This window comes from Halomonas sp. YLB-10 (assembly GCF_003856855.1).
GTDB lineage: Bacteria > Pseudomonadota > Gammaproteobacteria > Pseudomonadales > Halomonadaceae > Halomonas > Halomonas litopenaei.
Genome location: NZ_RRCU01000008.1, coordinates 223,344 through 246,110 on the forward strand (window position 1 = coordinate 223,344; position 22,767 = coordinate 246,110).

The window sequence follows — 22,767 nt, forward strand, 5'->3', positions numbered from 1 at the left end:
TGTCCACCTTCGCGTCATTGCACACCCCCGCTGCTGGATGCCACCGACGCCAGTTGCTGACGCACCGATGCACAGAAGTCGGCGTCACTGGCGGTGCGCGACTCACGTAGCTGGCCGGTCCAGTCAAACAGGCGAATATCCCGCGTCAGACGGACGTCCTGGCCATCCAGCGCCACCGAGACCCGCTCGACCCGGGTCGCATCGTCGTTGGTACCCCAGCCCCAGGAGCCAAAGCCGACCCCTACGCCGGCGCCGACGTGGCCACCGCTGCCACCCAGCACGAAGCCGCCCAGGCGTGGGCGCACGGCGTCGGCGTTATGGTAGGTGGTGCGCTCGGTCTTCTCGGCGCTGACCACCCCGAGTGCGGTATCGGTATCACGCACCAGGAAGTCGCGGCCTTCCAGCACCGTGACCACATCGGCCAGGGATACCGAGCCGGCTACCACCGGCCATTGACACCCGGACGAGGGAGCGGGTTCCGCCACCGGCATCTGCTGAGGCGTGCTCTGACAGGCGCTTAGCCAGGGCAACAGGCCCAGCACCGCCACTGATGAGCATTTCGCCCAAATGTTGCGGCCTCTATCGGGCAAATTTTTGTACATTTGCATCAAGACCTCCCAGCCAGGGGCGTGAAATACTGTCAAGAGTCTACGCTGTCCCGAGCCACGGGCAAACGCTCGCCCAGCCGAACCTCGGGCCCAGCGGCGATCCGCCTGTCGCCCCTCAGGCGTGCGCCCACCTTTTCACCAGAGGACCGACCATGAACCTGTTGATCTGCCCCGACAGTTACAAGGATGCCCTGGCCGCCAGCGACGCCGCCCGCGCCATTGCCGAGGGGGCCCGCCGCGCCGACCCGGACATCACCATCGACGAGTGCCCCATGGCCGATGGTGGCGAGGGCAGCCTCGACGCCCTGCTCGGCGCCACCGGGGCCGAAAAACGCAGCGTCAGGGTACAGGACGCCCTGGGGCGCCCCGCCGAGGCCGCCTGGGGTTGGCACCCAGAGTCCCGCACCGGCTATATCGAGCTGGCCGAGGCCAGCGGCCTGCAGGCGCTGAGCTCGTCAGAGCGCACCGCGCTGGACAGCACCACCCACGGCGTCGGCGAGCTGATCCTGGCCGCCCTGGACGCTGGCGCCGAACGCCTGTTGATCACCCTGGGCGGCAGCGCCACCAACGACGGGGGCGCCGGCATGCTGGTGGCCCTGGGCGCCCGTCTGCTCGACGCCGACGACCAGCCGATTCCCCCCACCGGGGCGGGACTCGAGGGACTGGCACGGGTGGATCTGTCGGGGCTCGATTCGCGCCTGGCCGACGTCAGGGTGGAGGCGGCGGTGGACGTGGACAATCCGCTGCTGGGCGAGCGCGGCGCCAGCGCGGTATTCGGTCCCCAGAAGGGTGCCAGCGAAGCCGATGTAGCGCGCCTGGACGCCGCCCTGGCGCACTGGGCCGACAAGGCCGCCGAGTGCCTCGGCGAGGACCTGCGCGACGCCCCCGGCACGGGCGCGGCCGGAGGCATGGGCTTTGCCGTCGCTGCCTTCCTTGGCGGCGAGCTTCGCCCAGGTATCGAGATGATCATGGAACAGGCCGGCATGGACGAACGCCTGGCACGAGCGGATCTGGTGATTACCGGCGAGGGTCAGCTCGATGGCCAGAGCCTGTCGGGCAAGACCCCGATCGGCATTTCGCGGGCGGCCCGCGCCAAGGGGGTGCCGGTGATCGTGCTGGTCGGTCGTATGGCACCAGGCTGGCAGGCGGCGCTGGACGAGGGCGTCAGCGCCGCCTTCGCCCTGGCCGACGGCCCGATGGCACTGGACGAGGCGCTGGAACGCTGCGCCGAGCTGCTCGCCGATCGAAGCGAGAACCTGATTCGCACGCTCCAGGCCATCGGCCGTTGAAGGGAGGCCCGGCCTACCGAGGTGACAAGGCTGCCCTTGAAAGCGGCCTTCGTCGTCCCTATGTCATCCCTACGTCATAGGCAGGCGTCATCAATGGACGCTATCGTGGCGATGGAAGAGATTCACTCTCCAACGCCCTCCCTTAGGGATAGACTGGAACACAGCGATCAAGGAGGTATTGCATGAGCGACACTAACGCCATCGGCCTGCATTCAGGCAGCGCCAGCGATCTGGCCGAAAAGCTCAACGAGCTCCTGGCCAACTACCAGATCTTCTACATGAACGTTCGTGGCTATCACTGGAACGTGAAGGGCTCGAACTTCTTCGAACTCCACGAAAAATTCGAGGAGTTCTACACCGACCTGCTGGCCAAGGTGGACGAGGTCGCCGAGCGCATCCTGACCCTCGGACACAAGCCGGTTCACGCCTATAGCGACTATATCTCGCTGTCGCGCATCACCGAGGCCAAGGACGTGCATGACGGCGAAGCCTGCGTGCGCGGCGTGCTGGAAGGCTACCAGCGGCTGATCGAACTGCAGCGCGAGATCCTGTCCGTGGCCTCTGACGCCGACGATGAAGGCACCGCCTCCCAGGTCGGAGACTACATCCGCGAGCAGGAAAAGACCGTGTGGATGCTGGGCGCCTACCTAGGCTGACCCCCTGGCGACCCACGCAGTGCAAAGGAAGACGCCCCGCTCGGCTTGAGCGGGGCGTCGTCGTTTACGAGGGTCACTTCAGGCGTCGTCGACGGCCTGACCATCGTTGCCCAGCGTCGCCGGCGACTGAGCCGCCCTTTTGAGCTCCTCCGGCAGCGGCTTTTTCATCCGCGCGCCGAGGCGTTCGAGCTCGAGCGCCTGAGCGACCAGGCTGCCCTGGCCCTGGGACAGCCGGTTCATCGCCTGGTGATGACTGGCGCTGGCGCGCTCCAGGTGCTTGCCGACGTCGTCGAGGCTGTCGACGAACCCCGAGAACTTGGCCAGCAGGCGCTCTGCCCGTGACACGATGACCCGGGCGTTCTCGTTCTGGCGCTCCATGCTCCAGAGCCCCGCCACGGTCCGCAGACTGGCCAGCAGGGTGGTCGGGGTGACCACCACCACCTGGCGGTCGAAGGCTTCCTGGAACAGCGAAGGATCACGCTCGAAGGCCGCGGCGAAGGCCGGTTCCACCGGTACGAACAGGAACACGAAGTCCGGCGAATGCAGCCCCGGCAGGGCCGGGTAGTCCTTGGCGGCGAGTCCGCGGATATGGCTGCGCAGCGAGGTCAGGTGGGCGCTCATGGCGCTTTCGCGCTCGGTCTCGTCGTCGGCGTTGACCACCCGGGTCCAGGCGGTCAGGGAGACCTTGGCGTCGACGATCAGGTGGCGATCCTCGGGCAGGTAGATGATGGCGTCGGGACGCTGGCGTCCCTGCTCGCCGTTCATCGACACCTCGCGACGGTACTCGATGTCGCGCCGCAGGCCGCTGCGTTCCAGCACGGTCTCCAGCATCAACTCGCCCCAGCCGCCCTGGGCCTTCTGGTCGCCCTTGAGCGCCCGGGCAAGCCCCGCCGCCTCCTCGCCGAGGCGGGCGTTGAGACCCGCCAGCTGCTCGATCTGGGCCTTGAGCGATACCGCCTCGCGGCTGTGCTGTCCGGTCAGGTCCTCGACCCGCTGGCGGAACTGGTCCACCTGCTCGCGAAACGGCTTGAGCAGCGACTCGAGTCCCTCGCGGCTCTGGGTCTGGTAGGCCTGCTGGCGCTCGTCGAAGACCTGGCCCGCGAGCCGATGAAATTCCTGCTTGAGCTGCTCCCGGGAGGATTCCACCAGCGCCATCTGCTCGCGATGACGCGCCGCCATCTGCTCGCGCTCGGTCTCCAGGCGGGCGTTGTGCTCACGCACATCGGCGAGCTGCTGACGGGTGGCGCCGAGCTCGCCCCGCTGGGTCTCGAGCTGCTCTCGGCTGGCGTCGAGCTGGGCATCGCTGATGGCCAGCTCCTGCTCGAGCTGGCGTGCGGCCTCGCGCCGCTGCTCGAGCTGAACCTTGGTCGTCTCGAGCTCTGCTGCCAGGGCCTGTTCACGCCGCTGCCCCTGTCGATGCCCTCGCCAGGCCAGCGCCAGCAACGTCATCGCCAGCAGCGAGACGCCGGCAAGAGCCGGCGCCAGGGGCTGGGCGAACAGTGACTCGAGGGCCGGACTCATCTCAGCCTCATATCAGCGGGTGCCCTCGGCCAGGTCGCCGATCAGCGCCTTGAGCAGGCCGTAGAATTCCTCCACTGAGGCGATCTCGACGCGCTCGTCCGGCGAGTGGGCGCCGCGAATCAGGGGGCCGAAGGAAATCATCTGAAGCTCGGGGTACTTGCCGCCGAGAATCCCGCACTCGAGCCCGGCGTGGATGACCTTGATCTCCGGGTCCACCGCCAGGCGCTGACGATGCAGCTCACAGAAGCGCTTGAGCAGGTCGCTGTCGGGCTGAGGCGTCCAGCCGGGGTAGCCGTTCTCGACCCGGGTACGGGCACCGATCAGCTCGAACAGCGCGGTGAAGCGCTCGGCCAGATCCATGGTGGCGCTGTCGCGCAGTGAACGCACCAGGGCGCACAGGTGAAAGCGGCCGTTCTCGAGGCTGACCACGCCCAGGTTGTTGGAGGTCTCGACCACGCCTGGTACCTCGACGCTCATGCGCTCGACACCGCAGGGCGCGGCGTGCAGTGCCGCCACCAGCAGGCGGCTGGCGTGGCGGGTCAGCGCTTCCTCGCGCGGCGTGGCGCAGGGCTCCAGGGTGAGCCGCAGGCCCTCGTCGACGCCGGACAGCTCTCGGCGCATGTCGGCCTCGAGGCGCTCAATGCGCGAGCGCAGCGCGTCGATCTCGTCCCGAGGCACCATCACCACCGCCTCGGCCTCGCGGGGGATGGCGTTTCTCAGGGTGCCGCCACGGTAGTCGACCAGGCGCACCTCGCAGCTGTCGAGGGCGCGCAGCACCCGCACCAGCAGGCGATTGGCGTTGCCCAGCCCCTTGTCGATATCGATTCCGGAGTGGCCACCACGCAGTCCCTTGAGGCTCAGCGTCAGGGCTTCTTCGTCCTCGCCCACCGACTCCACCGGCAACTGGGCCTCGACCACCACGTCGGCGCCACCGGCACAACCGATGTAGACCTGGCCACGGTCCTCGGAATCCAGGTTGAGCAACAGGCTGCCCTCCAGCCAGCCTTCGGCCAGATTCAGCGCACCGCCCATGGAGGTTTCTTCCTCCAGGGTGAAGATCGCCTCCAGCGGACCATGGACGAGTTCATCATCGCCGAGGATCGCCAGCGCCGCCGCCACCCCCAGGCCATTGTCGGCGCCCAGGGTGGTCTGGTCGGCCTTGAGCCAGCCGTCCTCGACCCGCGTGACGATGGGATCCCGGGTGAAGTCGTGGGGCTTGTCGGCGTTGGCCTGGGCCACCATGTCCAGATGGCCCTGGAGGATCACACCCGGTGCCCCTTCGCGCCCGCGGCTCGCCGGCTTGGACAGGCGCAGGTTGCCGTAGGCGTCACGGTCGTGGGCGATGCCGCGCTCGTCTGCCCAGGCTTCAAGGATCTCGACCAGAGCCGCCTCGTGGCCCGAGGGGCGCGGCGTGTTGCACAGGGTACGGAAGTGACGCCAGACGGCGGTCGGAGCGAGGCTATCGAGATGTTCGTTCATGATGTCTATGTCTGCCTTTGCGAATGTTGGCACTCTACCCTCGCCCCGGGGCCTTGGAAAGGGTCTCCAGCAGTGCCAGGGCTCGGCCCACGGCGTCCCGCAACCATTGCTTGACCTGTGCCTTGCCGCGCAGCGATAGCCCGTGCGCCAGGGAACTTTCCGAACGTCCCTGAAACGCCCACGCTGCGAGCCAGGCCAGACTGTCGTGGTCATCGTCAGCCTTGGACCTCGCCTTGGACCTGGGCGACGACATCGACGACGACAGTGACAGCGACGCCAGCCGGCGAACCAGGGCCTGGATGGCCGGACGCGCCAGCGCCGGCTCGCGCTGGCCCCTGGCCAGGTCCTGGAGCTCACGACGGTCATCGGCGTCGAGCGAAAAGCGATCTTCGGCGTCGAGCGAAAAGCGGTCATCGGCGTCGAGAGAAAAGCGGTCATCGGCGTCGAATGCACAGCGATCGCCGACGCTTGCCAGCAACGCCAGCACCAAAGGTGGCGACAGGCGTGTCAGTTCGAACGCCAGCAGCCCCGGCAACTGCCGCTCAAAGCGCCGCGACAGCCGCTCGATCAGGTCCCGGTTGTGCTCCCCCAGGGCCAGCGCCACCATCGCCGCATGCTCGCCGGTGGCGGCCTCTCGGGTCAGCCCCAGGCGCACCGGGCGAAATCCCTGGGCCTGCCAGAACGCCAGCAGTTCCGGATCGGCACCGAAGCTCGCCCCCAGCATCGCCTTGCCGGCCTGTTCGGCCTGGCGTGCCGCCTCCTGGATAAGCCGCGCCCCGCACCCCAGGCGGCGCCAGTCGGGGTGTACGGCGATCCGTGTGATCCGAGCGCTGGGTACCTTCAGCGCCGCGGCTTCACCGGCGTGGGCCGCCAGCGACTGGGCCATCAGGTGACCACGTGGGCGTCGCTGTCCCAGCAGCACCCGCTCGGCCAGATCGGCATCGAAGCCCCCCTCGTCGACGCACACGCACACCGCCAGCGGCGCACGTGATGTCCCGAGGATCGAGATGCGGGTCGCCGGCGCGTCAAGCAGCGCCCGCAGGTCCGCCGGGGTGGTGCGGTAGTGAGCCTGGACCAGTAGGCCGAAGATGGCTCTCAGGGAGGCTTCGTCCCGGGCCAGGACATCGCGATCGAGCGTGGTACAGGGCAGCTCGGCCAACTTTTGACCAGGACAAGGCGCACTCACCCTCGCCCCCTTCGGCACTGTGGGAAGTTCTGCATCCAGACACAGCAGCGCGTCGATGGCCCGCTCAAGGGGGTCTCCATCGGCCCAGCGTATCGGCGTCCTGAGCTCGATGGCCTGCCACTGGGGCGTCTGCGCCTCCAGATGACGACGAAAGCGCAACGCAAAGCCTCGCCCCGAGCCCTCGTAGCCGTGCACCGTGGTGGCGAAGGCAAGCCGCGGAAATGCCGCCAGCCACTCGCCCAGCAGCGCCGCCGGAATCGCCGCCGCCTCGTCCACCAGCAGCAGCGAGCCGGGGCCGCCGGCTTCCCCCCGGGCGACGGCGTCCGTCAGAGCGTCAGGGGCGATAAAACGCACCCGTCCCCCGGGCGCCTCGAAGTCCCTTTCGTCGCCCTGTCCCTCGGGCAGCAGCGCCGCCAGGCGCTCGAATACCGGCGCCACCGAGGACGCCCGTGGCGCGGTCACCAGGATATCCAGTGGCGCCTGGCGCTGCTGCTCGGCCTTGACCAGCAAGCGGGCGCAGGCGATGCCCAGCGCCGCCGACTTGCCGCGACCACGGTCGGCGGTGATCACCAACGGGCGGCGACGCCTGAGCCGCGTCAGCCGACGTACCACCTCGGCCTGGTCGGGGCTCAGGCAATCCGGGTCGGGGCTGTCTAGACACGGGCTGTCTGGACAAGGGTTGTCTGAACATGAGCCATCGGCAAAAGGGCTTTCCTGGCCATCATCGGGCGTTGCCGTCAGGCCCTCCCCCTGCCGCCAGCGCAGCATGCCGGGAAAACCCGCCAGCAGCCGATGGCAGCGATCGAGGTAGCGACTTGTGAGCTGTTCCGACCGCCAAGGGTGGGCCGCCAGGCGGCGGTAGTCGTCGTCGGGTCGGCGGCCACCGTCGTCGGCGGTCAACAGCACCAGCAGGCCTCCCGCCACCAGGGTGCCGGCCACCGCCCCCAGGGCGTCAGGATCGAGGCCAGTGCCTGGCGAGGCGGCGTCGAACACCACCAGGTCGTGCTCGCCGCCGAGCCGGGTACGCGCCTTGGCGGCGGGAAGGCGCTCAAGCGACGGCGGGGGGGTGGCGGCTCTGTCATGGGCCCCGGTGGCGGCTCTGTCATGGGCCCCGGTGCCGGCACTGTCATGGGCCCCGGTGCCGGCACTGTCAGCAGACTTGTCGATCGACGTTTCCCCGACCCACAGCGGCGCCGACCATCCGCCTTGGGCCAGGCACTCGTGGGCAACGCCCCGCGCCCGGTCAGGAGCCTCGCTCACCCACAGCAAGCCGCGAAAGCGCCGCCCTCGCAGTTGCTGTCGAAAGGCAGCGAGCCGCGCGAGGTCCTGTCGGGTCAAAAAGTGGGACATTAAGGCTCCCTGATAAATCAACTTTGGTCTAAAGGCTGCGCCGATTAAACGATCGAGCCGACTACGGCAGCGCAGCATAGATGTCGCTCTAACTTATTCATTTTGCTGAATTGTCGAAACTTTTTCTCACGCTATCGACTGTGCAGTCGCCAAAAAAGTGTGCCGTTTCATCGACATGGGTCGCATCGATCATCTCTTGAAGACCGTGCTAGCTTGATGAAGCCGAGGCGCCATCGTGGGCCAACCCCACGCTGGAACGCCACTACCCCCAGGCACCGAACCCAAGACAATGGCCCAGGGTGCCAGACGCAATTTCGGTGAGGCAGCGATCGCCTCCTTTGCACAGAACACAACAACCCACGGGGAGCACCTGCATGAAGCAAATGACCAAGTTTACCCTGACCAGCATGGCTGCCGGCATCGCCCTGGCCGCCCTGTCGAGTGGCGCCATGGCCCAGGAAAAGTGGACCATGACCACCACCTGGCCGGAAAACCTCGACCTGATCCAGATCGACAAGCACTGGGCCGAGCTGGTCAACCAGCTGGCCGGGGACGAGATCCAGATCGAGTTCTACGCCGGCGGCACCCTGATGCCCGGCACCGAGGTCTTCGACGCCACCGAGACCGGCAGCATCCAGGCCGCCGGCGACTGGCCGGGCTACTGGGCCGGCCGCAGCCCGGCGTTCTCGCCGCTGGCAGCCACCCCCAGCCTGTTCAACGGCATGGACTACCTGAACTGGATCACCCAGTGGGGCGGCTTCGAGCTCTACCAGGAGATCTACGGCCAGTACAACCTGGTCTACCTGCCCTACGGTATCACCAACAACGAGTCCGGCTTCCGCGGCGGCACTCCGATCGCGTCTCTCGCCGACATCGAAGGCAAGCGTCTGCGTCTGTCCGGGCGTGACCAGGGCCGGGTGCTCGAGCAGCTTGGTGGTTCCCAGGTCACCCTGGCCGGCGGCGAGATCTACCAGGCCATCGAGCGTGGTGTGGTCGACGGCGCCGAGTTCTCGACCCCCGGTGTCGACTACAAGGCCGGCTTCTCCGAGGTTGCCGACTACTGGATGACGCCGGGCTGGCACCAGTCTGCCAGCGTGTTCGGCGTGATGATCAACAAGGACGCCTGGGACGCTCTGTCCGAGGAGACCCAGGAGAAGCTGAAGATCGCCTCCGAGGCTACCATGGCCTGGTCGCTGGCCTGGTCCGAGAAGCAGTCCACCGAGGGTACCGCCAAGTTCCTCGAGGACGGCACCACCATCAACCAGCTGTCCGAGGAAGACCTGGCCCAGATCCAGGAGGTCACCAACCAGGTGATCGTGCAGGGTTCCTGCGAGGACCCGATGCTCGGCAAGGTCTACCAGTCGATGATCAGCTACATGCAGGACTACGCTCAGTGGCGTGACGTCTCGGTGCCCTACAACATGAGCCGCGTCACCGACAACCTGCCGTCGCTTGACGAGATCGAAGCCTGCCTCGAGTAACAACCAGGCACGTTTCTGTCACTACCGGCCGGCGGCTCTCTGCGCGAGGCCGCCGGTCATCGTTGGACTTCGACGAGAACCCCACCATGAACGCCATTGCCAAGGCCATCGACTGCTTGAACGAGTGGTTCGGCCGTTTGATCGCTCCGCTGATCGCGATCATCACCCTCGTGGTGGTCTACGACATCGCGATGCGCTTCTTTATCGGACGCCCCAGCGACTGGGCCTTCGACGTCACCACCATGCTGTTCGGTACCCATTTCATGCTGATGGCCGCCTACGGGCTGCGCCATCACGCCCATGTGGAGGTGGACATCGTCAAGCAGCTGCTGTCCCGGCGCGGTCGCGCACTGATCGACCTGCTCGGCTACCTGCTGTTCTTCACCCCCTTCATCATCATGTTCATTACCTATAGCTGGCGCTTCTTCGAGCGCTCCTGGAGCCGCGCCGAGTCCACCTACGGCATCGTCTCGATCCCGGTCTATCCGGTGAAGGCCGTGCTGGTCATCGCCAGCGTGCTGATCCTCTTGCAGGCCATCGCCATCGTCATTCGCGCCATCAATGAGCTGACAGGCCAGGGCGTGGAGGAAGCCAAATGAGCGCTGAACTTCTGACCATCTTCATGTTTGCAGGCCTGATGCTGGGGCTGTTCATGGGCCACCCGCTGGCCTTCGTGCTGGGCGGTGTCGCGGTACTCGGCGCCTGGTTCGGCCCCGGTCCCCAGGTGCTCGGCATCATCATCAACAACATCTATGGGCGCGCCATGGACAATTATGTCCTGGTGGCGATCCCGCTGTTTATTCTGATGGCGCGCTTTCTCAACGACTCGGGCGTCACCGAGAAGATGTTCGAGAGCATGCGCCTGTTGCTCGGCCGCGTGCGCGGCGGCCTGGCGCTGACCGTGGTCATCGTCTCGGTGCTGCTGGCGGCCACCACCGGCATCGTCGGCGCCTCCATCGCGGTGATGGGCCTGATCGCCCTGGCACCGATGCTCAAGTACGGCTACAACAAGGGCCTGTCCGCCGGCGTCATCATGGCCAGCGGCTGTCTCGGCATCCTGATTCCGCCAAGCATCATGCTGATCCTGATGGCCAGCTACTCGCCGGTGTCGGTGGGCGCGCTGTTCGCCGGTGCCCTGGTGCCGGGTCTGCTGCTGGGCTCGATGTACGCGCTCTACGTGCTGGTGATCTGCCTGATCAAGCCCGACTTCGGCCCTCCTGTAGGCGCCGAGGAGCGTGCCGAGACCAGCACCGGGGAGCTGGTGATCCGCTTGTGCAAGTACGTACTGCCGCCGATGAGCCTGATCCTCGGGGTGCTGGGCGCCCTGTTCACCGGTATCGCCACCGCCACCGAGGCCTCGGCCATCGGCGTGACCCTGGCCTTCCTGCTGTTCCTGATCTTCGGTGATCGCAAGCTGTCGACCTGCTACAACACCTTCATCGAGGCCGGCAAGACCACCACCATGGTGATGTTCGTGCTGGTGGGGGCGACCGCCTTCACCGGTGTGTTCTCCATCGGCGGCGGCATGGACGTGATCAGCGAACTGGTGCTGGCGATGCCCGGTGGCACCACCGGCGCACTGATCCTGATGTTCCTGCTGGTATTCGTGCTGGGCATGTTCCTCGACTGGACCGGCATCGTGCTGCTGAGCTTCCCGATCATGCTGCCGATCATCGAGACCATGGGCGTCGACATGCTGTGGTTCGTGGTGATGGTGGCGGTGGTATTGCAGACCTCCTTCCTGACCCCGCCCTTCGGCTATGCGCTGTTCTACCTGAAGGGCGTGGCGCCACCGGAGGTCGAGACCCTCGACCTGTACAAGGCGGTGATCCCGTTCTGCGCGCTGATATTGATTGCCTGCGTGCTGATGTCCTACTTCCCCGCCCTGGTCACAGGCCTGCCCTCGATGCTGCTGGGCTACTGACCCTCAGGGTAGCCTCCAGCACAACCACACAGCCCCCGCTTCGCGGGGGCTACTCGTTTAGAACGACGATTTTGACAGTGCGTTTCCGGCATATTCTTCGACTTTTCACCCCCTCGCGCTCCTGATTGGGTAAAGCCTCGACGCCGTTCCTGCATCGTATTAAGAGTTCTTAGACACTCTGTGCAAGGGCAGCATCATGGCCAACGTGACCCGCTTCACCCTCTCCGCCTCCGATGCCTATCCGCTCGGCGCCAGCCACTTCGAGGCCACACAGCCGCTGCGTGGGGTGGTGATCATTCACTCCGCTTCGGCGGTGTCACAACGCCTCTATCAGGGCTTCGCATTGTTTCTGGCCGAGCAAGGCTTCCACGTGCTGAGCTACGACTATCGCGGCATCGGGCGGTCGCGACCGGAGCATCTCGAGAAACTGGGGGTGCGCATGCAGGACTGGGCCGAGCTAGACGCCGACAGCGTGACCCAGTGGGCTCGCCAGCACTGGCCGGACTTGCCGCTGCTTGCCATCGGTCACAGCTTCGGTGGCCATGCCATCGGCCTGGGCGACGCCAGTCGACACTTGAGCGGCGCGGTGCTGATCGCCTGCAATGCCAGTTGTCTGCGCTTCATCTCATCTCCCTGGCTGCGGCTGCGCGCCTGGATGCTGCTCAAGCTGATATTTCCCTTGCTGTCCCGCCTCAATGGCTATGTGCCCTGCCGACGGCTCGGTATCAGCGAGGACGTGCCGGAGGGCGTGGCCCGCCAGTGCAGCCGCTGGACCAGCCTGCCGCGCTACTTCTTCGACGACCCGGAACTCAACGCCGAAGTGCGATTCGCCCGCGTGGCGTTACCTCTGCTGGTGGTGGGGCTCGACGACGACCCCTACGCCAGCAGCGACAGCATCGACCTGCTGGCAGGCTACTTCACCGGGGCTTCGATCAAGCGCCTGCAGCTGTCTCCCAGGGTAATGGGCAGTGGTGTGCTGGGGCACCTGGAAGGATTTCGCCGCCGCCACCGTGACACCCTGTGGCCGCTGGTTTCTTCCTGGCTGGTGGAGCGGGCCCCGTCGACGCAGCCAGATGGCGTGTCAGCCGCCCCCTGGTCCCCCATCGCCGACGAGGCTGGCCCCCATGGGGCCAGCGTTCAGGGAGCAGGCGGCTAGGCAGCGGCGGTTGGAATGTCGCGCCAGAATCAGCCGGCGCGCACTCGCACCATGGTGCGGGTGGCTAGGCAGCGGCGGCAGGATCAGCCAGCGCGAATTCGCATCAGGGTGCAATACGCCACCGGCAGGATCACCAGGGTCAACAGGGTGGCGACGCCCAGACCGAACACGATGACCACCGCCATGGAGGCGAAGAAGGCATCGGTGAACAGCGGCAGCATCCCCAGCATGGTGGTCACGGCGGCCATGGTCACCGGCCGCACACGACTGACCGCGGCCTGGATCACGGCGTCGTGGGCATTGTCCTGCTGGCCACGCTGCACGTTGATCTCTTCCATCAGCACGATGGCGTTCTTCAGCACCATGCCGATCAGGCTCAAGGTGCCGAGCAGCGCCATGAAGGTGAAGGGCGCCCCGAGCAACGCCAGGCCACCGATGATACCGATCAGCATCAGCGGCACGATCGACCAGATCGCCAGCGCCTGGCGCAGCCGGCCAAACAGCAGCACGGTGATGATGAACATGCCGAGCAGGCCCATGGGCAGCGATGACAGCAGCGCCTTCTGAGCGTCGCTGGCAGTTTCGTACTCACCGCCCCATTCGATGGCATAGCCCGGCGGCAGCTCGATGGCCTCGACCTGGGGACGCAGCCGCGCCAGCACGCTGGCAGCGGTCTCACCGGACAGCGGCATCGGCTCGGCGTACACCGCCAGCATGCGACGCCGGTCACGACGCTTGATCAGCGGATCACGCAGCTCGGTGTGCAGCTCGCCGAGCACGTTGCCGGCGCTGAGATAACGTCCCTGCTCTTCACTCCAGACGTTGACCGCGCTGAGGTTGTCGATGTCGTGGCGCTGGTCCTCCCGGGAGCGCATCACGATCGGAATCAGCTCGCTGCCTTCGCGGTAGACGCCGACCTGCTCGCCGTCATTGTTGAGCCTGAGCGCCTGGTGCAAGGCGTCCCGGGTGACTCCGACGCGACGTGCCTGTTGCTCGAGGAACTCGGGCACGATGACGCTCTCGCGATTGCTCCAGGACAGCCGGATGCTGTCGGTCATCGGCTCGTCCTGGAAGATGCCACGCACCTCGGCGCCCAGGCGGTGCAGGGTCTCGGGATCGTCACCGTAGATGCGCGCCTCGATGCTGGCCTTGGCCGAGGGGCCGACCTGCAACGCCTGGACCTTGTACTGGACCCGGGGGAAGTCCTCGCGCAGGGTCTCGATCACCTCTTTCATGCGGGCTTCCCGGGACGCGCGGTCCTCGGTCTCGACGATCAGCTGACCAAAACTCGCATAGCGGTCCTCGGGGGCATAGGTCAGGGTGAAGCGCTGTGCGCCGCCACCGATCACGCTGGTCACCCGGGTCACGTCCTGCATCTCCAGCACCTGCGTCTCGAGGCGCGCGATGGTGCGCTCGGTCTCCAGCACGTCGGTGCCCTCCGGCAACCACACATCGGCAAAGAACAGCGGTGTGGTGGCGTCGGGAAAGAAGGCGTTCTTGACCTGCCCCGACAGCGACAAGGCACCAGCCAGCAGCGCCACCGCCAGCACCAATGTCAGGTAGCGGAACCGAATCCCCACCACCAACAGGCGGCGAAACACCCGGAACAGTAGGCCACGATAGGGATCGCTATCCCCCTCCTCGCCCGCTTCGATGCGTTCCTTGAAGAACAGATCGAAGAAGAAGGGGGTCAGGGTCAGGGCGGTGATCCAGCTCAGGAACAGCGAATAGCACAATACCCAGAACAGTGACCCGACGAACTCGCCGGTAGCGTCCGGCGACAGCCCGATGGGAGCAAAGGCGGTGATCGCGATGACCGTGGCACCCAGCAGCGGCAGGCGATTCTGACCGACCACCTCCAGCGCCGCCTGGCGCTTGGTCTTGCCCCGGGCAAGGCCGATCATCATGCCCTCGGTGACCACGATGGCGTTGTCCACCAGCATGCCGAGGGCAATGATCAAGGCGCCCAGCGAGATCTTCTGCAGCTGGATGCCGTGAATCGACATCATGATGAAGGTGCCGAGGATGGTCAGCAGCAGGATCAGGCCCATCAGCAGCCCGCTACGCACCCCCATGAACAGCAACAGCACCAGTATGACGATGCCGACCGCCTCGGCCAGGTTGATCAGAAAGCCGTTGACCGCGTCCTCCACCACCTCGGGCTGGTGGTAGACGGTGGCCAGTTCCATGCCCAGCGGCATGCGCTGTTCGAGCTCGGAAAGCCGCTTCTCGACCCGTTCGCCGACCTCCACCACGTTGACGCCGGAACCAAACGAGATGCCGATGGACAGCGCGGACTGCCCCCCTGCGTGGTAGAGCAACTGGGGCGTATCGGTGGTCTGGCGAGTGACCTCGGCGATATCGCCAAGGCGGATCAGGCCGTCACCGGGACGGCCCACCACCAGCCGCTCGAGCGACTCGACGCTGTCGAACTCGCCGGTGGGCTGCACCGACAGCGACAGGCCATCGAGCTTGATATGGCCCGCGTCGCCCACCACGTTCTGGGCGTTGAGCAGGTCACTCAACTGCTGTGGCGAGATCCCCAGCGCGCGCATCCGGTCACGGTCCAGCGACACCACCACCTGGTCCTGCACGGTGCCGGCGATGGCGACCTTCTTGACCCCGTCGACCAGGCGCAGCTCCCGCTGCAGCAGGTCGGCGTGGTCTTCCAGGTCCTGCTGGCTGTAGTCCTCGCCGGTCAGGGTCAACAGCAGGCCGAAGACGTCACCGAAGTCATCGTTGACGATGGAGGTCCCGGCGCCGGGGGGCAGCTCGGCCTGGACGTCGCTGATCTTGCGCCGCAGCAGGTCCCAGTACTGGGCAAGTTCGTGCTCGCGCACCGTGTTCTCGAGCTCCACGGTGATCTGCGACAGGCCGTCGGCGTTGACCGAGCTGACCCGCTTCAGGTCGGGCATCTGCTGGATCGCCTTCTCCAGGCGCAGGGTGACCTCCTCTTCTACCTGTTCTGGCGTGGCGCCGGGGTACTGGGTCGAAATGATGGCGTTGCGGATGGTGAACTCGGGAAACTCCAGCTGCCCGAGCCCGAAGAAAGACACCACCCCGCCAACGGCCAGCAGCAGGGTGATCATCCAGCTGATGACCTTCTGGCGCAGAAAGTAGTCGACCATCGATCAGAGCCCCTCTTCCTTGATCCAGGGTCGTACCCTGCGTCCTTCCTGCATGCGTTCGGCACCGGCGGCGACCAGCCGGTCGCCGGCCTCGAGCTCGCCCTCGATCAGCATCCCCTGGGTGGTGATGCGCCCCGGCACGACCGGCACCGCCTCGACACGTCCAGGGCCGTCGGCGCGGGACTCGTCGTCGGGCACGAAGCGCCACACCACCGCCTGGTCAGGCTGCGATTCCCGCGTGGCCACCGCCGCCACCGGCACCCGCCAGGGATCCTGGCTATCACCGGTCAGGGCGCTCATGTCCAGCAGCACCGTGGCGCTCATGCCCGACAGCACCGTGATGTCGTCGGGTTCAGGCAAGGTCAGGGTGACCTCATAGCTCAGCGACCCCTGGCTGACGCTGCTGTCGTGCTCCTTGTAGCGGGCCGGGTAGCGCTGCTGCTGGTTCTCGGCGAAGGTCACCCAGACCACCGCATCCTCGCCGTCCTGCACCGCCTGGGCGCGCTCGTCATTGATCCGACGGACCTGCTGCTCCGGCAGCTGGAAGGTCACGTCGATGGACCCCGGCTGCTGCAGCTCGGCGATGGTCTGCTGGGCACCGACCACCTGATAGTTGTCCACCGGAACCGACGCAATCACGCCGCTGAAGGGCGCGCTGAGCTCGGTGTAGCTGAGCTGGTCCTGGGCCTGCTTGAGCTGGGCCTGGGCCGACAGAAACTCGGCACGTGCCTCGTCGAAGCGGGACCGACTGATGGCACCACGCTCCAGCGAGATACGCATGCGCTCGTAGGTCGCCTCGGCCAGGTTGTAGCTCGAACGGGCGTTGGCCAGCTGACTCTTGGCGTCACGATCGTCGAGGCGGGCGACAAGGTCGCCTTCTTCGACGTCATCCCCCGGCTGCACGGCCAGCTCGCGCAGTTCCCCACCGACCCGGAACGACAGCTCCGAACGCTCCGAGGCCTGCACCTGGCCGGGATAACGCATCAACATGCCCTGACGCCCGGCGTCCAGCGACACCAGCTTCACCGGGTGTACCTGCTGCTGGGACAAGGGCGGCTGGTCGGATTCACAGCCGGCGACAAGCGCCACGACGGCAAGCAGACTGAACCTGGCCAGCAGGCGCTCAAGGCGCGACGTCGGAGGAAACGTAGAGAAGGTCATGGGGGCTCCTGAGGCGTCAGGGACGCGAGTTGTCGTGGCGAACGGCAATGGCGTCCCAGGCCATCGCAAAGGCCTGGTCGATATTGGTGTGGGTGGGCTCGAACGGGTGGCTCCCCTGGCTCTGCACCAGGTGGTAGATCGGGCGGAACATGAAGCTTTCCAGCAGCGCAAGCCCAACCGGCTTGAGCACGCCATCCCGATGCCCCTGGGCGATGGCATCGAGCAAGGGCGCCAGGCGCAGATCGTTGCGCTCGCGGACCCGATCATTCATCCATACCGAATGGCCGAAGGCGTCGTGGAAGCGAAACAGGCGCGGCTGGTCGAGGGCCAGATGAAACAGCGCATGCCACATCTCGCGCAGCGCCTGGCGCAGCTCGAGTGCCGCATCGAAGGCCTCCAGGGCGGTATCGATCAGCTGGTCACAAACGTGCACAAAGGTCGCCTCCAGCAGGGCGTCCTTGTCGGCAAAGTGGATATAGAGGGTGGCGGGCGACACCCTGGCGCGACGCGCGATACGGGCCACCGAGGCCACGCCGAAGCCGTGCTCGGTGACCTCGACCAGGGTCGCCTCGAGCAGTGCCACCCGCTTGGTGTCGTCGCGTGGGCGCATGACATTTACCCTCTTTTGAGATGCCTCTTAAAATAAATGAATAGTTATTCACTTTCAAAGCCCGCCGAGCCAAGGTCTCACTTCCGTTTGGTGCGCGCCTCCATGCCTCCCCTTGATGGCCAACTGCAGCCGCCGGCACGGACTGGTATGATCTGGCCTCCCGTCCGTCAGCGGTGCCCGCAGCAGGAGTCCGTCCGTGTCCAGCAGTACTCATTCCGTGGCCAAGGTTCGTTCCCGGCGGCTTTCGCGCTGGGGCTGGTTGACGCTGGCTGTCGCCGCGGTGGTGGCACTGCCGGTGCTGGTGATCCTGGCCCATATTCTGGTGCCCGCCGGCGATATCTGGCGTCACCTGGCCGACACTGTGCTGACGCGTTATCTGCTCAACACCCTGTTCCTGGTACTCAGCGTCGGCCTTGGTACCCTGGCCATCGGTACCGGCTGCGCCTGGCTGGTAGTGATGTGCCGTTTTCCCGGCAAGCGCCTGTTCGAATGGGCCATGCTGCTGCCGTTGGCGGTACCCACCTACGTCATCGCCTACGCCTACACCGACTTTCTGCAGTACGCAGGGCCGGTGCAGGAGGCCCTGCGCGAAGCCTTCGGCTGGTCCCGCGGGGACTACTGGTTTCCCGACATCCGCTCGTTACCGGGTGCCGCCACCCTGATCACCCTGGTGCTCTACCCCTACGTGTACATGCTGGCCAGGGCGGCCTTCCTCGAGCAGTCGGTGTGCATGCTCGACGTGGGACGCACCCTGGGCCGCGGCCCCTGGCAGATGTTTACCCAGGTGGCGGTACCGCTGGCGCGACCGGCGCTGGTGGGGGGCGTGTCGCTGGCCTTGATGGAAACCCTCAACGAGTTCGGCGCGGTGCAGTACTTCGGCGTGGATACCTTCACCACCGGCATCTATCGCACCTGGTTCGGACTTGGCGAACAGGTCGCCGCCGCCCAGCTGGCGGCGTGTCTGCTGGCCTTCGTGATCCTGTTCGTGCTGCTGGAGCGCTGGTCCCGGGGCAAGCGCCGCTTCCACCACACCTCTCACCGCTACCAGCAACTACCGGAGTACCGTCTAAGCGGTGCACGCGCCTGGGCGGCCACCCTGGCCTGCGCGCTGCCGGTGACGGTGGGCTTCCTGTTGCCCTGCCTGCTGCTGGGGTACATGGCGCTGAAGGCCGGAGACAGCGTGCTGGGCAGCGCCTTTTTCGAGTACGCCGGCAACAGCCTGCTGCTGGCAGCCGTCGCCGCCCTGATCGCGGTGGGGCTGGCGGTGGTGCTGAGCTATGGCGCCCGACTCGAACAGGGCCCGCTGACCCGCACGGCCACGCGGGTGGCCTCGCTGGGCTACGCGATTCCGGGGTCGGTGGTGGCGGTAGGCATCCTGATCCCCTTCGCCTGGGTCGACGTCCAGCTCAACCAGCTGTACAAGGCCGCCACCGGGGAGGTGATCGGCCTGATCCTCAGCGGTACCGCCTTTATCCTGATCTATGCCTATGTGGTGCGTTTTCTCGCGGTGTCGTTCAACGCCGTGGAAGCGAGCCTGGGCAAGGTCACCCCGTCGATGGACGCGGCCGCCCGCACCCTCGGCGAGACCGCCACCGGCACCCTGCGCAAGGTGCATACGCCGATCATGCGCGGCAGCCTGCTGGCCGCCGGGATCCTGGTCTTCGTCGATGTGATGAAGGAGCTGCCGGCCACCATCATCCTGCGCCCGTTCAACTTCGACACCCTGGCGGTACGAGCCCACAACCTGGCCGCTGACGAACGCCTGGCCGAGGCCTCGACAGCGTCCCTGGCCATCGTTGCCGTGGGGATCATTCCGGTGGTGCTGCTGAGCCTGGCGATGCGCCGCTCGCGCCCGGGCCAGGCCAGCGACTGACGCAGGCCCCTGCTGGATACGACCCGATACGAATAGTCCCCCCCTGGTGCGCCGGGGCCAGGGGGTCTAGACGGCCTCGGCGCCGGACGCCTCGGCGGGGAACACGAATACCTGGGCCGGGTCGAGACTGACCTGCACGGCCTGGCCTTCCCTCGGCAGAAAGACCCCGGGTACCCGGGCGTGCATGTGGGCCTCCTGGCCATCGATACCGTGCACGCAGAGGTGCAGCAGACTGCAACGCCCCAGCAGTCGTGCCATCAGCACGTGGCTGTGGTGGGCGTGCTGGCCGTCGCTCTCGATTTCCACCACCCTGAGCGCCTCCGGGCGCATCAGCACCTGGGCGCGGGCGCCGTCAGGCAGGTCGGTGGCGACGGGCCCCACCGCGGTATGCACATAGCCACGCTGGGCGACGCCTTCCAGGCGATTGACGTCCCCGAAGAAGGTCACCACGAAGGGGTCGGCCGGCGCGCAGTAGAGCTCTTCCGGCGTGCCTACCTGCACCACCCGACCATCGCGCATCAGCACGATGCGATCGGCCATGAACATCGCCTCTTCGGGGTCATGGGTCACCAGTAGGGTGCCTGCGCCCACCTGCTTGAGCACGTGCAGGGTGTCATCACGGATACGGTCCCTGAGACGCGCGTCGAGGCTCGAGAAAGGCTCGTCCAGCAGCATCAATTGCGGCGAGGGCGCCAGGGCCCTGGCCAGGGCCACCCGCTGCTGCTGGCCACCGGACAGGGTGTGCGGGAAGGCCTCGGAGTAGCCGTCCATACCCAGCTGAGCGAGCAGCTCCAGGGCTCGTTCACGGCGCGCGCGCGCCGGCATCCCCTTGAGCCCGAAGGTCACGTTGTCGAGCACGCTCAAGTGGGGAAACAGTGCCGATTCCTGGAAGGCCAGCCCCACGCTGCGCTTCTCCGGCGGCACGTGGGGGCGCCCCGGTGCGGCCAGGGTCTGGCCGTCAAACTTGAGCTCCCCCTGCTGCAACGCCTCGAGTCCGGCGACGATGCGCAGCAGCGTCGTCTTGCCACAGCCCGACGGCCCGAGCAGGCACACCACCTCGCCCGGCGCGATGTCGAAGGAGGCGTCGCTGACGGCAAGTTTGCTGTCGTATCGATGCTGGATATTGCGCACAGCCAGCAGAGGATCGGCGACAACGCCTTCCTCGAAGGTCTGCTCGGAAACGGTGGCGGAGCTGGCAAGGTGTGAGGTCATGGAGGGGATCGCGTGTCGAAGGTCGGATGGACGACGGCGAAAGCCGATGGATTGGCCATGGTAACGCGAATCCTTTCGACACGCCTTCTCCTTTGCCTGTGCGATATCTCCCGCTCCAACAGGTCAGCCTCGCAGTTCTGCCGGCTCCCGAAGCAGCGGGTGCCAGGGGGCGCAGCGCCAGGCTAGAGCGCCCGATGGTCGGAGGTATCCGCCCCCGACGTAGCCCCCATCAGTACATCGATCGTGCCCCCTCCACTATGCCGAGAGAAGCACCCTGCATCAGCCCAAGGAGGCACAGTGATTGACGCCGTGCCCGGGAGGTCGTTCAATACGGACACCGAATGACACGTATTATCATTCCATCCGCCACTCGAGGTCTCCGATGTCCAACGTCTCTCGTCTTGCCATCGCCATCGCCCTGGCCGGCGCTTCCGGTCTCGCCTACGCCGACGGCAGCGTCAATGTGTACTCGGCACGTCACTACGACTCCGACCAGGCCATGTACGACGCCTTCACCGAACAGACCGGCATCGAGGTCAACGTGCTGCAGGGCGATTCCGACCAGCTCATCCAGCGCATCAAGCGCGAGGGCGAAGCCAGCCCCGCCGACATCATGATGACCGTGGACGCCGGCCGCCTGTGGCGCGCCGAGGAGGAAGGCATCTTCGCGCCGGTGGACTCCGAGGTACTCAACGAGCGCCTGCCCGAGAGCATGCGCCACCCCGAAGGCGACTGGTTCGGCTTCAGCCAGCGCGTGCGGGCGATCTTCTACAACCCCGAGACCATCGAGCCCGAGCAGGTCGACAGCTACGAGAAGCTGGCGGACCCCAGCCTCAAGGGCAAGATCTGCATCCGTTCCTCCAACAACATCTACAACCAGTCACTGCTGGCCTCGATGGTCGAGCACCACGGTGAGGAAGGTGCCGAAGAGTGGGCCCAGGGCGTGGTCGACAACATGGCTCGCGACCCCGAGGGTGGCGACCGCGACCAGATCAAGGGCGTAGCCAGCGGCGAGTGCGACGTGGCGGTGGCCAACCACTACTACTACGTGCGTCTGCTGACCTCCGACGACGCCGACGAGCGCGAGGCCGCCGAAAGCGTGCAGATCCTGTTCCCCAACCAGGATGACCGTGGTGCCCACGTCAACGTCGGTGGTGCCGGCCTGGTCAAGGGTGCACCTAACCACGACAACGCCGTCGCCTTCCTCGAGTTCCTGGCCTCCGACGAAGCTCAGGAACTGTTCGCCGTGGGCAACCACGAATTCCCGGTGGTCGAGGGCGTCGCCGTGGACGAGGTACTCGGCTCCTGGGGCGAGTTCAAGAAGGACGAAGTCAACGTCAGCGTGCTGGGCGAGAACAACCCGGAAGCGGTCAAGATCTTCGATCGCGTCGGCTGGCGCTAGGCTCAATCACGCCGGGCCCTCGCCGCTGACGAGGGCCTGCGCAAGCAGCACAAACGCCAAGGCCACAACGACAGGGCCCGTGCCGATCGGCACGGGCCCTGTCGTTGGTGCAGCCAATGGACCCGTCATGGGTCCAACAGCGGCAGTCAGCCGTCGGTGGACTCCAGACGCTGATCATCCGGGTGCTGCCACACATCCAGGCTGCCCATACGGCGGCCGCGGTCGTTGAGGAAGGTTTCCAGCGTCACGGTGGTGTCGCTGCCGGCCCTGGAGAAGACCAGACGATCAGACGTCTCGCGGGTGGAGGTCCAGTCACTGCCCAGGCACTGGCCAAGGGCCTCACCACCGGCCACCAGGGCACCACGTGGGTCGTCACTGTCCATCCGTCCGAAACAGGAGTAGTGATCCGGGCGCTGCGCCGAGGTGATCAGACAGGAGTCGTGGAAGGCCTGGACATCGGTTTCCCAGCTGCGGGTCAGCCGAGTGTCGTCGAAGCGTCCCTTGATGTCGGTGAAATCATTGTCGGCACTGGCCACGGCCTGATTGAGGGCGTCGCAGTCGAACATCTCGGCCGCCGTCTGCGGTTGTGAGGTCGACGCACAGCCAGCCAGTGTCAGCATGGCCACAGCGGCCCATCCCATCTTTCCCCGTGTCATATCCTTGTCTCCGGCAGTGAGGCCGTGGCAACCACGACCAGATAAGCAATCCATGACCGACACCATAGCACCCGC

17 protein-coding genes are annotated in these 22,767 nt (G+C 66.3%); 8 read left to right on the forward strand and 9 right to left on the reverse strand.

Going from position 1 to position 22,767, the window contains the following annotated elements; translation table 11 throughout:
- Positions 1-14: 14 nt before the first annotated feature.
- Positions 15-548 (reverse strand): hypothetical protein, encoded by a 534-nt coding sequence (locus tag EBB56_RS18115; protein ID WP_108195008.1) that lies wholly within the window; start codon positions 546-548, stop codon positions 15-17.
- 212 nt (positions 549-760) lie between these two features.
- On the opposite strand from EBB56_RS18115, the gene EBB56_RS18120 reads away from it, so the two are divergent.
- Positions 761-1,897: a glycerate kinase gene (locus EBB56_RS18120; RefSeq protein WP_124804989.1), complete on the forward strand. Its 1,137-nt coding sequence runs from the start codon at positions 761-763 to the stop codon at positions 1,895-1,897.
- Between the two features lie 182 nt (positions 1,898-2,079).
- Positions 2,080-2,553: a Dps family protein gene (locus EBB56_RS18125; protein WP_108131144.1), complete on the forward strand. Its 474-nt coding sequence runs from the start codon at positions 2,080-2,082 to the stop codon at positions 2,551-2,553.
- Between the two features lie 78 nt (positions 2,554-2,631).
- Here the strand turns inward: EBB56_RS18125 and rmuC are convergent, their stop codons facing one another.
- From rmuC to EBB56_RS18140, 3 genes are read right to left on the reverse strand one after another with little or no spacing between them, the layout of a single operon-like run.
- On the reverse strand, positions 2,632-4,074 hold the full coding sequence (gene rmuC / locus EBB56_RS18130; RefSeq protein ID WP_124804990.1) for a DNA recombination protein RmuC: 1,443 nt from the start codon (positions 4,072-4,074) through the stop codon (positions 2,632-2,634).
- 12 nt (positions 4,075-4,086) lie between these two features.
- On the reverse strand, positions 4,087-5,553 hold the full coding sequence (locus EBB56_RS18135) for an aminoacyl-histidine dipeptidase (RefSeq protein ID WP_124804991.1): 1,467 nt from the start codon (positions 5,551-5,553) through the stop codon (positions 4,087-4,089).
- A gap of 34 nt (positions 5,554-5,587) precedes the next feature.
- Positions 5,588-8,089 carry a GNAT family N-acetyltransferase gene (locus EBB56_RS18140; protein ID WP_124804992.1) on the reverse strand — a complete coding sequence of 834 codons (2,502 nt, stop codon included), beginning with the start codon at positions 8,087-8,089 and terminating at the stop codon, positions 5,588-5,590.
- 374 nt (positions 8,090-8,463) lie between these two features.
- On the opposite strand from EBB56_RS18140, the gene dctP reads away from it, so the two are divergent.
- The 4 genes from dctP to EBB56_RS18160 all read left to right on the forward strand — a co-directional run bounded on the left by dctP (position 8,464) and on the right by EBB56_RS18160 (position 12,650).
- On the forward strand, positions 8,464-9,570 hold the full coding sequence (gene dctP / locus EBB56_RS18145; protein ID WP_045991388.1) for a TRAP transporter substrate-binding protein DctP: 1,107 nt from the start codon (positions 8,464-8,466) through the stop codon (positions 9,568-9,570).
- Positions 9,571-9,656: 86 nt separating this feature from the next.
- Positions 9,657-10,169, forward strand: coding sequence for a TRAP transporter small permease subunit (locus EBB56_RS18150; protein ID WP_045991387.1), 513 nt, complete (start codon positions 9,657-9,659; stop codon positions 10,167-10,169).
- Positions 10,166-11,494 (forward strand): TRAP transporter large permease subunit, encoded by a 1,329-nt coding sequence (locus EBB56_RS18155; RefSeq protein WP_045991386.1) that lies wholly within the window; start codon positions 10,166-10,168, stop codon positions 11,492-11,494. The genes EBB56_RS18150 and EBB56_RS18155 overlap by 4 nt, the downstream gene beginning before the upstream one ends.
- A gap of 196 nt (positions 11,495-11,690) precedes the next feature.
- The gene (locus tag EBB56_RS18160) at positions 11,691-12,650 is read left to right on the forward strand and encodes an alpha/beta fold hydrolase (RefSeq protein WP_124804993.1); all 960 of its coding nucleotides are present in this window, start codon (positions 11,691-11,693) and stop codon (positions 12,648-12,650) included.
- Positions 12,651-12,733: 83 nt separating this feature from the next.
- On the opposite strand, the gene EBB56_RS18165 is transcribed toward EBB56_RS18160, so the two are convergent.
- Genes EBB56_RS18165 through EBB56_RS18175 form a run of 3 tightly spaced genes read right to left on the reverse strand, consistent with a single transcriptional unit; the run spans position 12,734 to position 17,549 of the window.
- The gene (locus EBB56_RS18165) at positions 12,734-15,778 is read right to left on the reverse strand and encodes an efflux RND transporter permease subunit (RefSeq protein ID WP_045991384.1); all 3,045 of its coding nucleotides are present in this window, start codon (positions 15,776-15,778) and stop codon (positions 12,734-12,736) included.
- Between the two features lie 3 nt (positions 15,779-15,781).
- Positions 15,782-16,939 (reverse strand): efflux RND transporter periplasmic adaptor subunit, encoded by a 1,158-nt coding sequence (locus tag EBB56_RS18170; RefSeq protein ID WP_045991383.1) that lies wholly within the window; start codon positions 16,937-16,939, stop codon positions 15,782-15,784.
- Positions 16,940-16,955: 16 nt separating this feature from the next.
- Positions 16,956-17,549, reverse strand: coding sequence for a TetR/AcrR family transcriptional regulator (locus tag EBB56_RS18175; RefSeq protein ID WP_124804994.1), 594 nt, complete (start codon positions 17,547-17,549; stop codon positions 16,956-16,958).
- A 217-nt stretch (positions 17,550-17,766) separates the two neighbouring features.
- Here EBB56_RS18175 and EBB56_RS18180 point away from each other — a divergent pair, with 217 nt between their 5' ends.
- The gene (locus EBB56_RS18180; RefSeq protein ID WP_231498506.1) at positions 17,767-19,422 is read left to right on the forward strand and encodes an iron ABC transporter permease; all 1,656 of its coding nucleotides are present in this window, start codon (positions 17,767-17,769) and stop codon (positions 19,420-19,422) included.
- A gap of 66 nt (positions 19,423-19,488) precedes the next feature.
- Here EBB56_RS18180 and EBB56_RS18185 read toward each other — a convergent pair whose 3' ends face one another.
- Positions 19,489-20,634 carry an ABC transporter ATP-binding protein gene (locus tag EBB56_RS18185; protein ID WP_045991380.1) on the reverse strand — a complete coding sequence of 382 codons (1,146 nt, stop codon included), beginning with the start codon at positions 20,632-20,634 and terminating at the stop codon, positions 19,489-19,491.
- A 382-nt stretch (positions 20,635-21,016) separates the two neighbouring features.
- Here EBB56_RS18185 and EBB56_RS18190 point away from each other — a divergent pair, with 382 nt between their 5' ends.
- Positions 21,017-22,036, forward strand: a complete 1,020-nt coding sequence (locus EBB56_RS18190) for a Fe(3+) ABC transporter substrate-binding protein (protein ID WP_108131134.1) — start codon at positions 21,017-21,019, stop codon at positions 22,034-22,036.
- Positions 22,037-22,182: 146 nt separating this feature from the next.
- On the opposite strand, the gene EBB56_RS18195 is transcribed toward EBB56_RS18190, so the two are convergent.
- On the reverse strand, positions 22,183-22,692 hold the full coding sequence (locus EBB56_RS18195; protein WP_124804995.1) for a hypothetical protein: 510 nt from the start codon (positions 22,690-22,692) through the stop codon (positions 22,183-22,185).
- Between the last annotated feature and the right edge of the window lie 75 nt (positions 22,693-22,767).

Coding starts and splice junctions, on each gene's coding strand:
- EBB56_RS18120 (WP_124804989.1), top strand. CDS start 761: ATGAACCTGTTGATCTGCCCCGACAGTTACAAGGATGCCCTGGCCGCC.
- EBB56_RS18125 (WP_108131144.1), top strand. CDS start 2,080: ATGAGCGACACTAACGCCATCGGCCTGCATTCAGGCAGCGCCAGCGAT.
- rmuC (WP_124804990.1), bottom strand. CDS start 4,074: ATGAGTCCGGCCCTCGAGTCACTGTTCGCCCAGCCCCTGGCGCCGGCT.
- EBB56_RS18135 (WP_124804991.1), bottom strand. CDS start 5,553: ATGAACGAACATCTCGATAGCCTCGCTCCGACCGCCGTCTGGCGTCAC.
- EBB56_RS18140 (WP_124804992.1), bottom strand. CDS start 8,089: ATGTCCCACTTTTTGACCCGACAGGACCTCGCGCGGCTCGCTGCCTTT.
- dctP (WP_045991388.1), top strand. CDS start 8,464: ATGAAGCAAATGACCAAGTTTACCCTGACCAGCATGGCTGCCGGCATC.
- EBB56_RS18150 (WP_045991387.1), top strand. CDS start 9,657: ATGAACGCCATTGCCAAGGCCATCGACTGCTTGAACGAGTGGTTCGGC.
- EBB56_RS18155 (WP_045991386.1), top strand. CDS start 10,166: ATGAGCGCTGAACTTCTGACCATCTTCATGTTTGCAGGCCTGATGCTG.
- EBB56_RS18160 (WP_124804993.1), top strand. CDS start 11,691: ATGGCCAACGTGACCCGCTTCACCCTCTCCGCCTCCGATGCCTATCCG.
- EBB56_RS18165 (WP_045991384.1), bottom strand. CDS start 15,778: ATGGTCGACTACTTTCTGCGCCAGAAGGTCATCAGCTGGATGATCACC.
- EBB56_RS18170 (WP_045991383.1), bottom strand. CDS start 16,939: ATGACCTTCTCTACGTTTCCTCCGACGTCGCGCCTTGAGCGCCTGCTG.
- EBB56_RS18175 (WP_124804994.1), bottom strand. CDS start 17,549: ATGCGCCCACGCGACGACACCAAGCGGGTGGCACTGCTCGAGGCGACC.
- EBB56_RS18185 (WP_045991380.1), bottom strand. CDS start 20,634: ATGACCTCACACCTTGCCAGCTCCGCCACCGTTTCCGAGCAGACCTTC.
- EBB56_RS18190 (WP_108131134.1), top strand. CDS start 21,017: ATGTCCAACGTCTCTCGTCTTGCCATCGCCATCGCCCTGGCCGGCGCT.
- EBB56_RS18195 (WP_124804995.1), bottom strand. CDS start 22,692: ATGACACGGGGAAAGATGGGATGGGCCGCTGTGGCCATGCTGACACTG.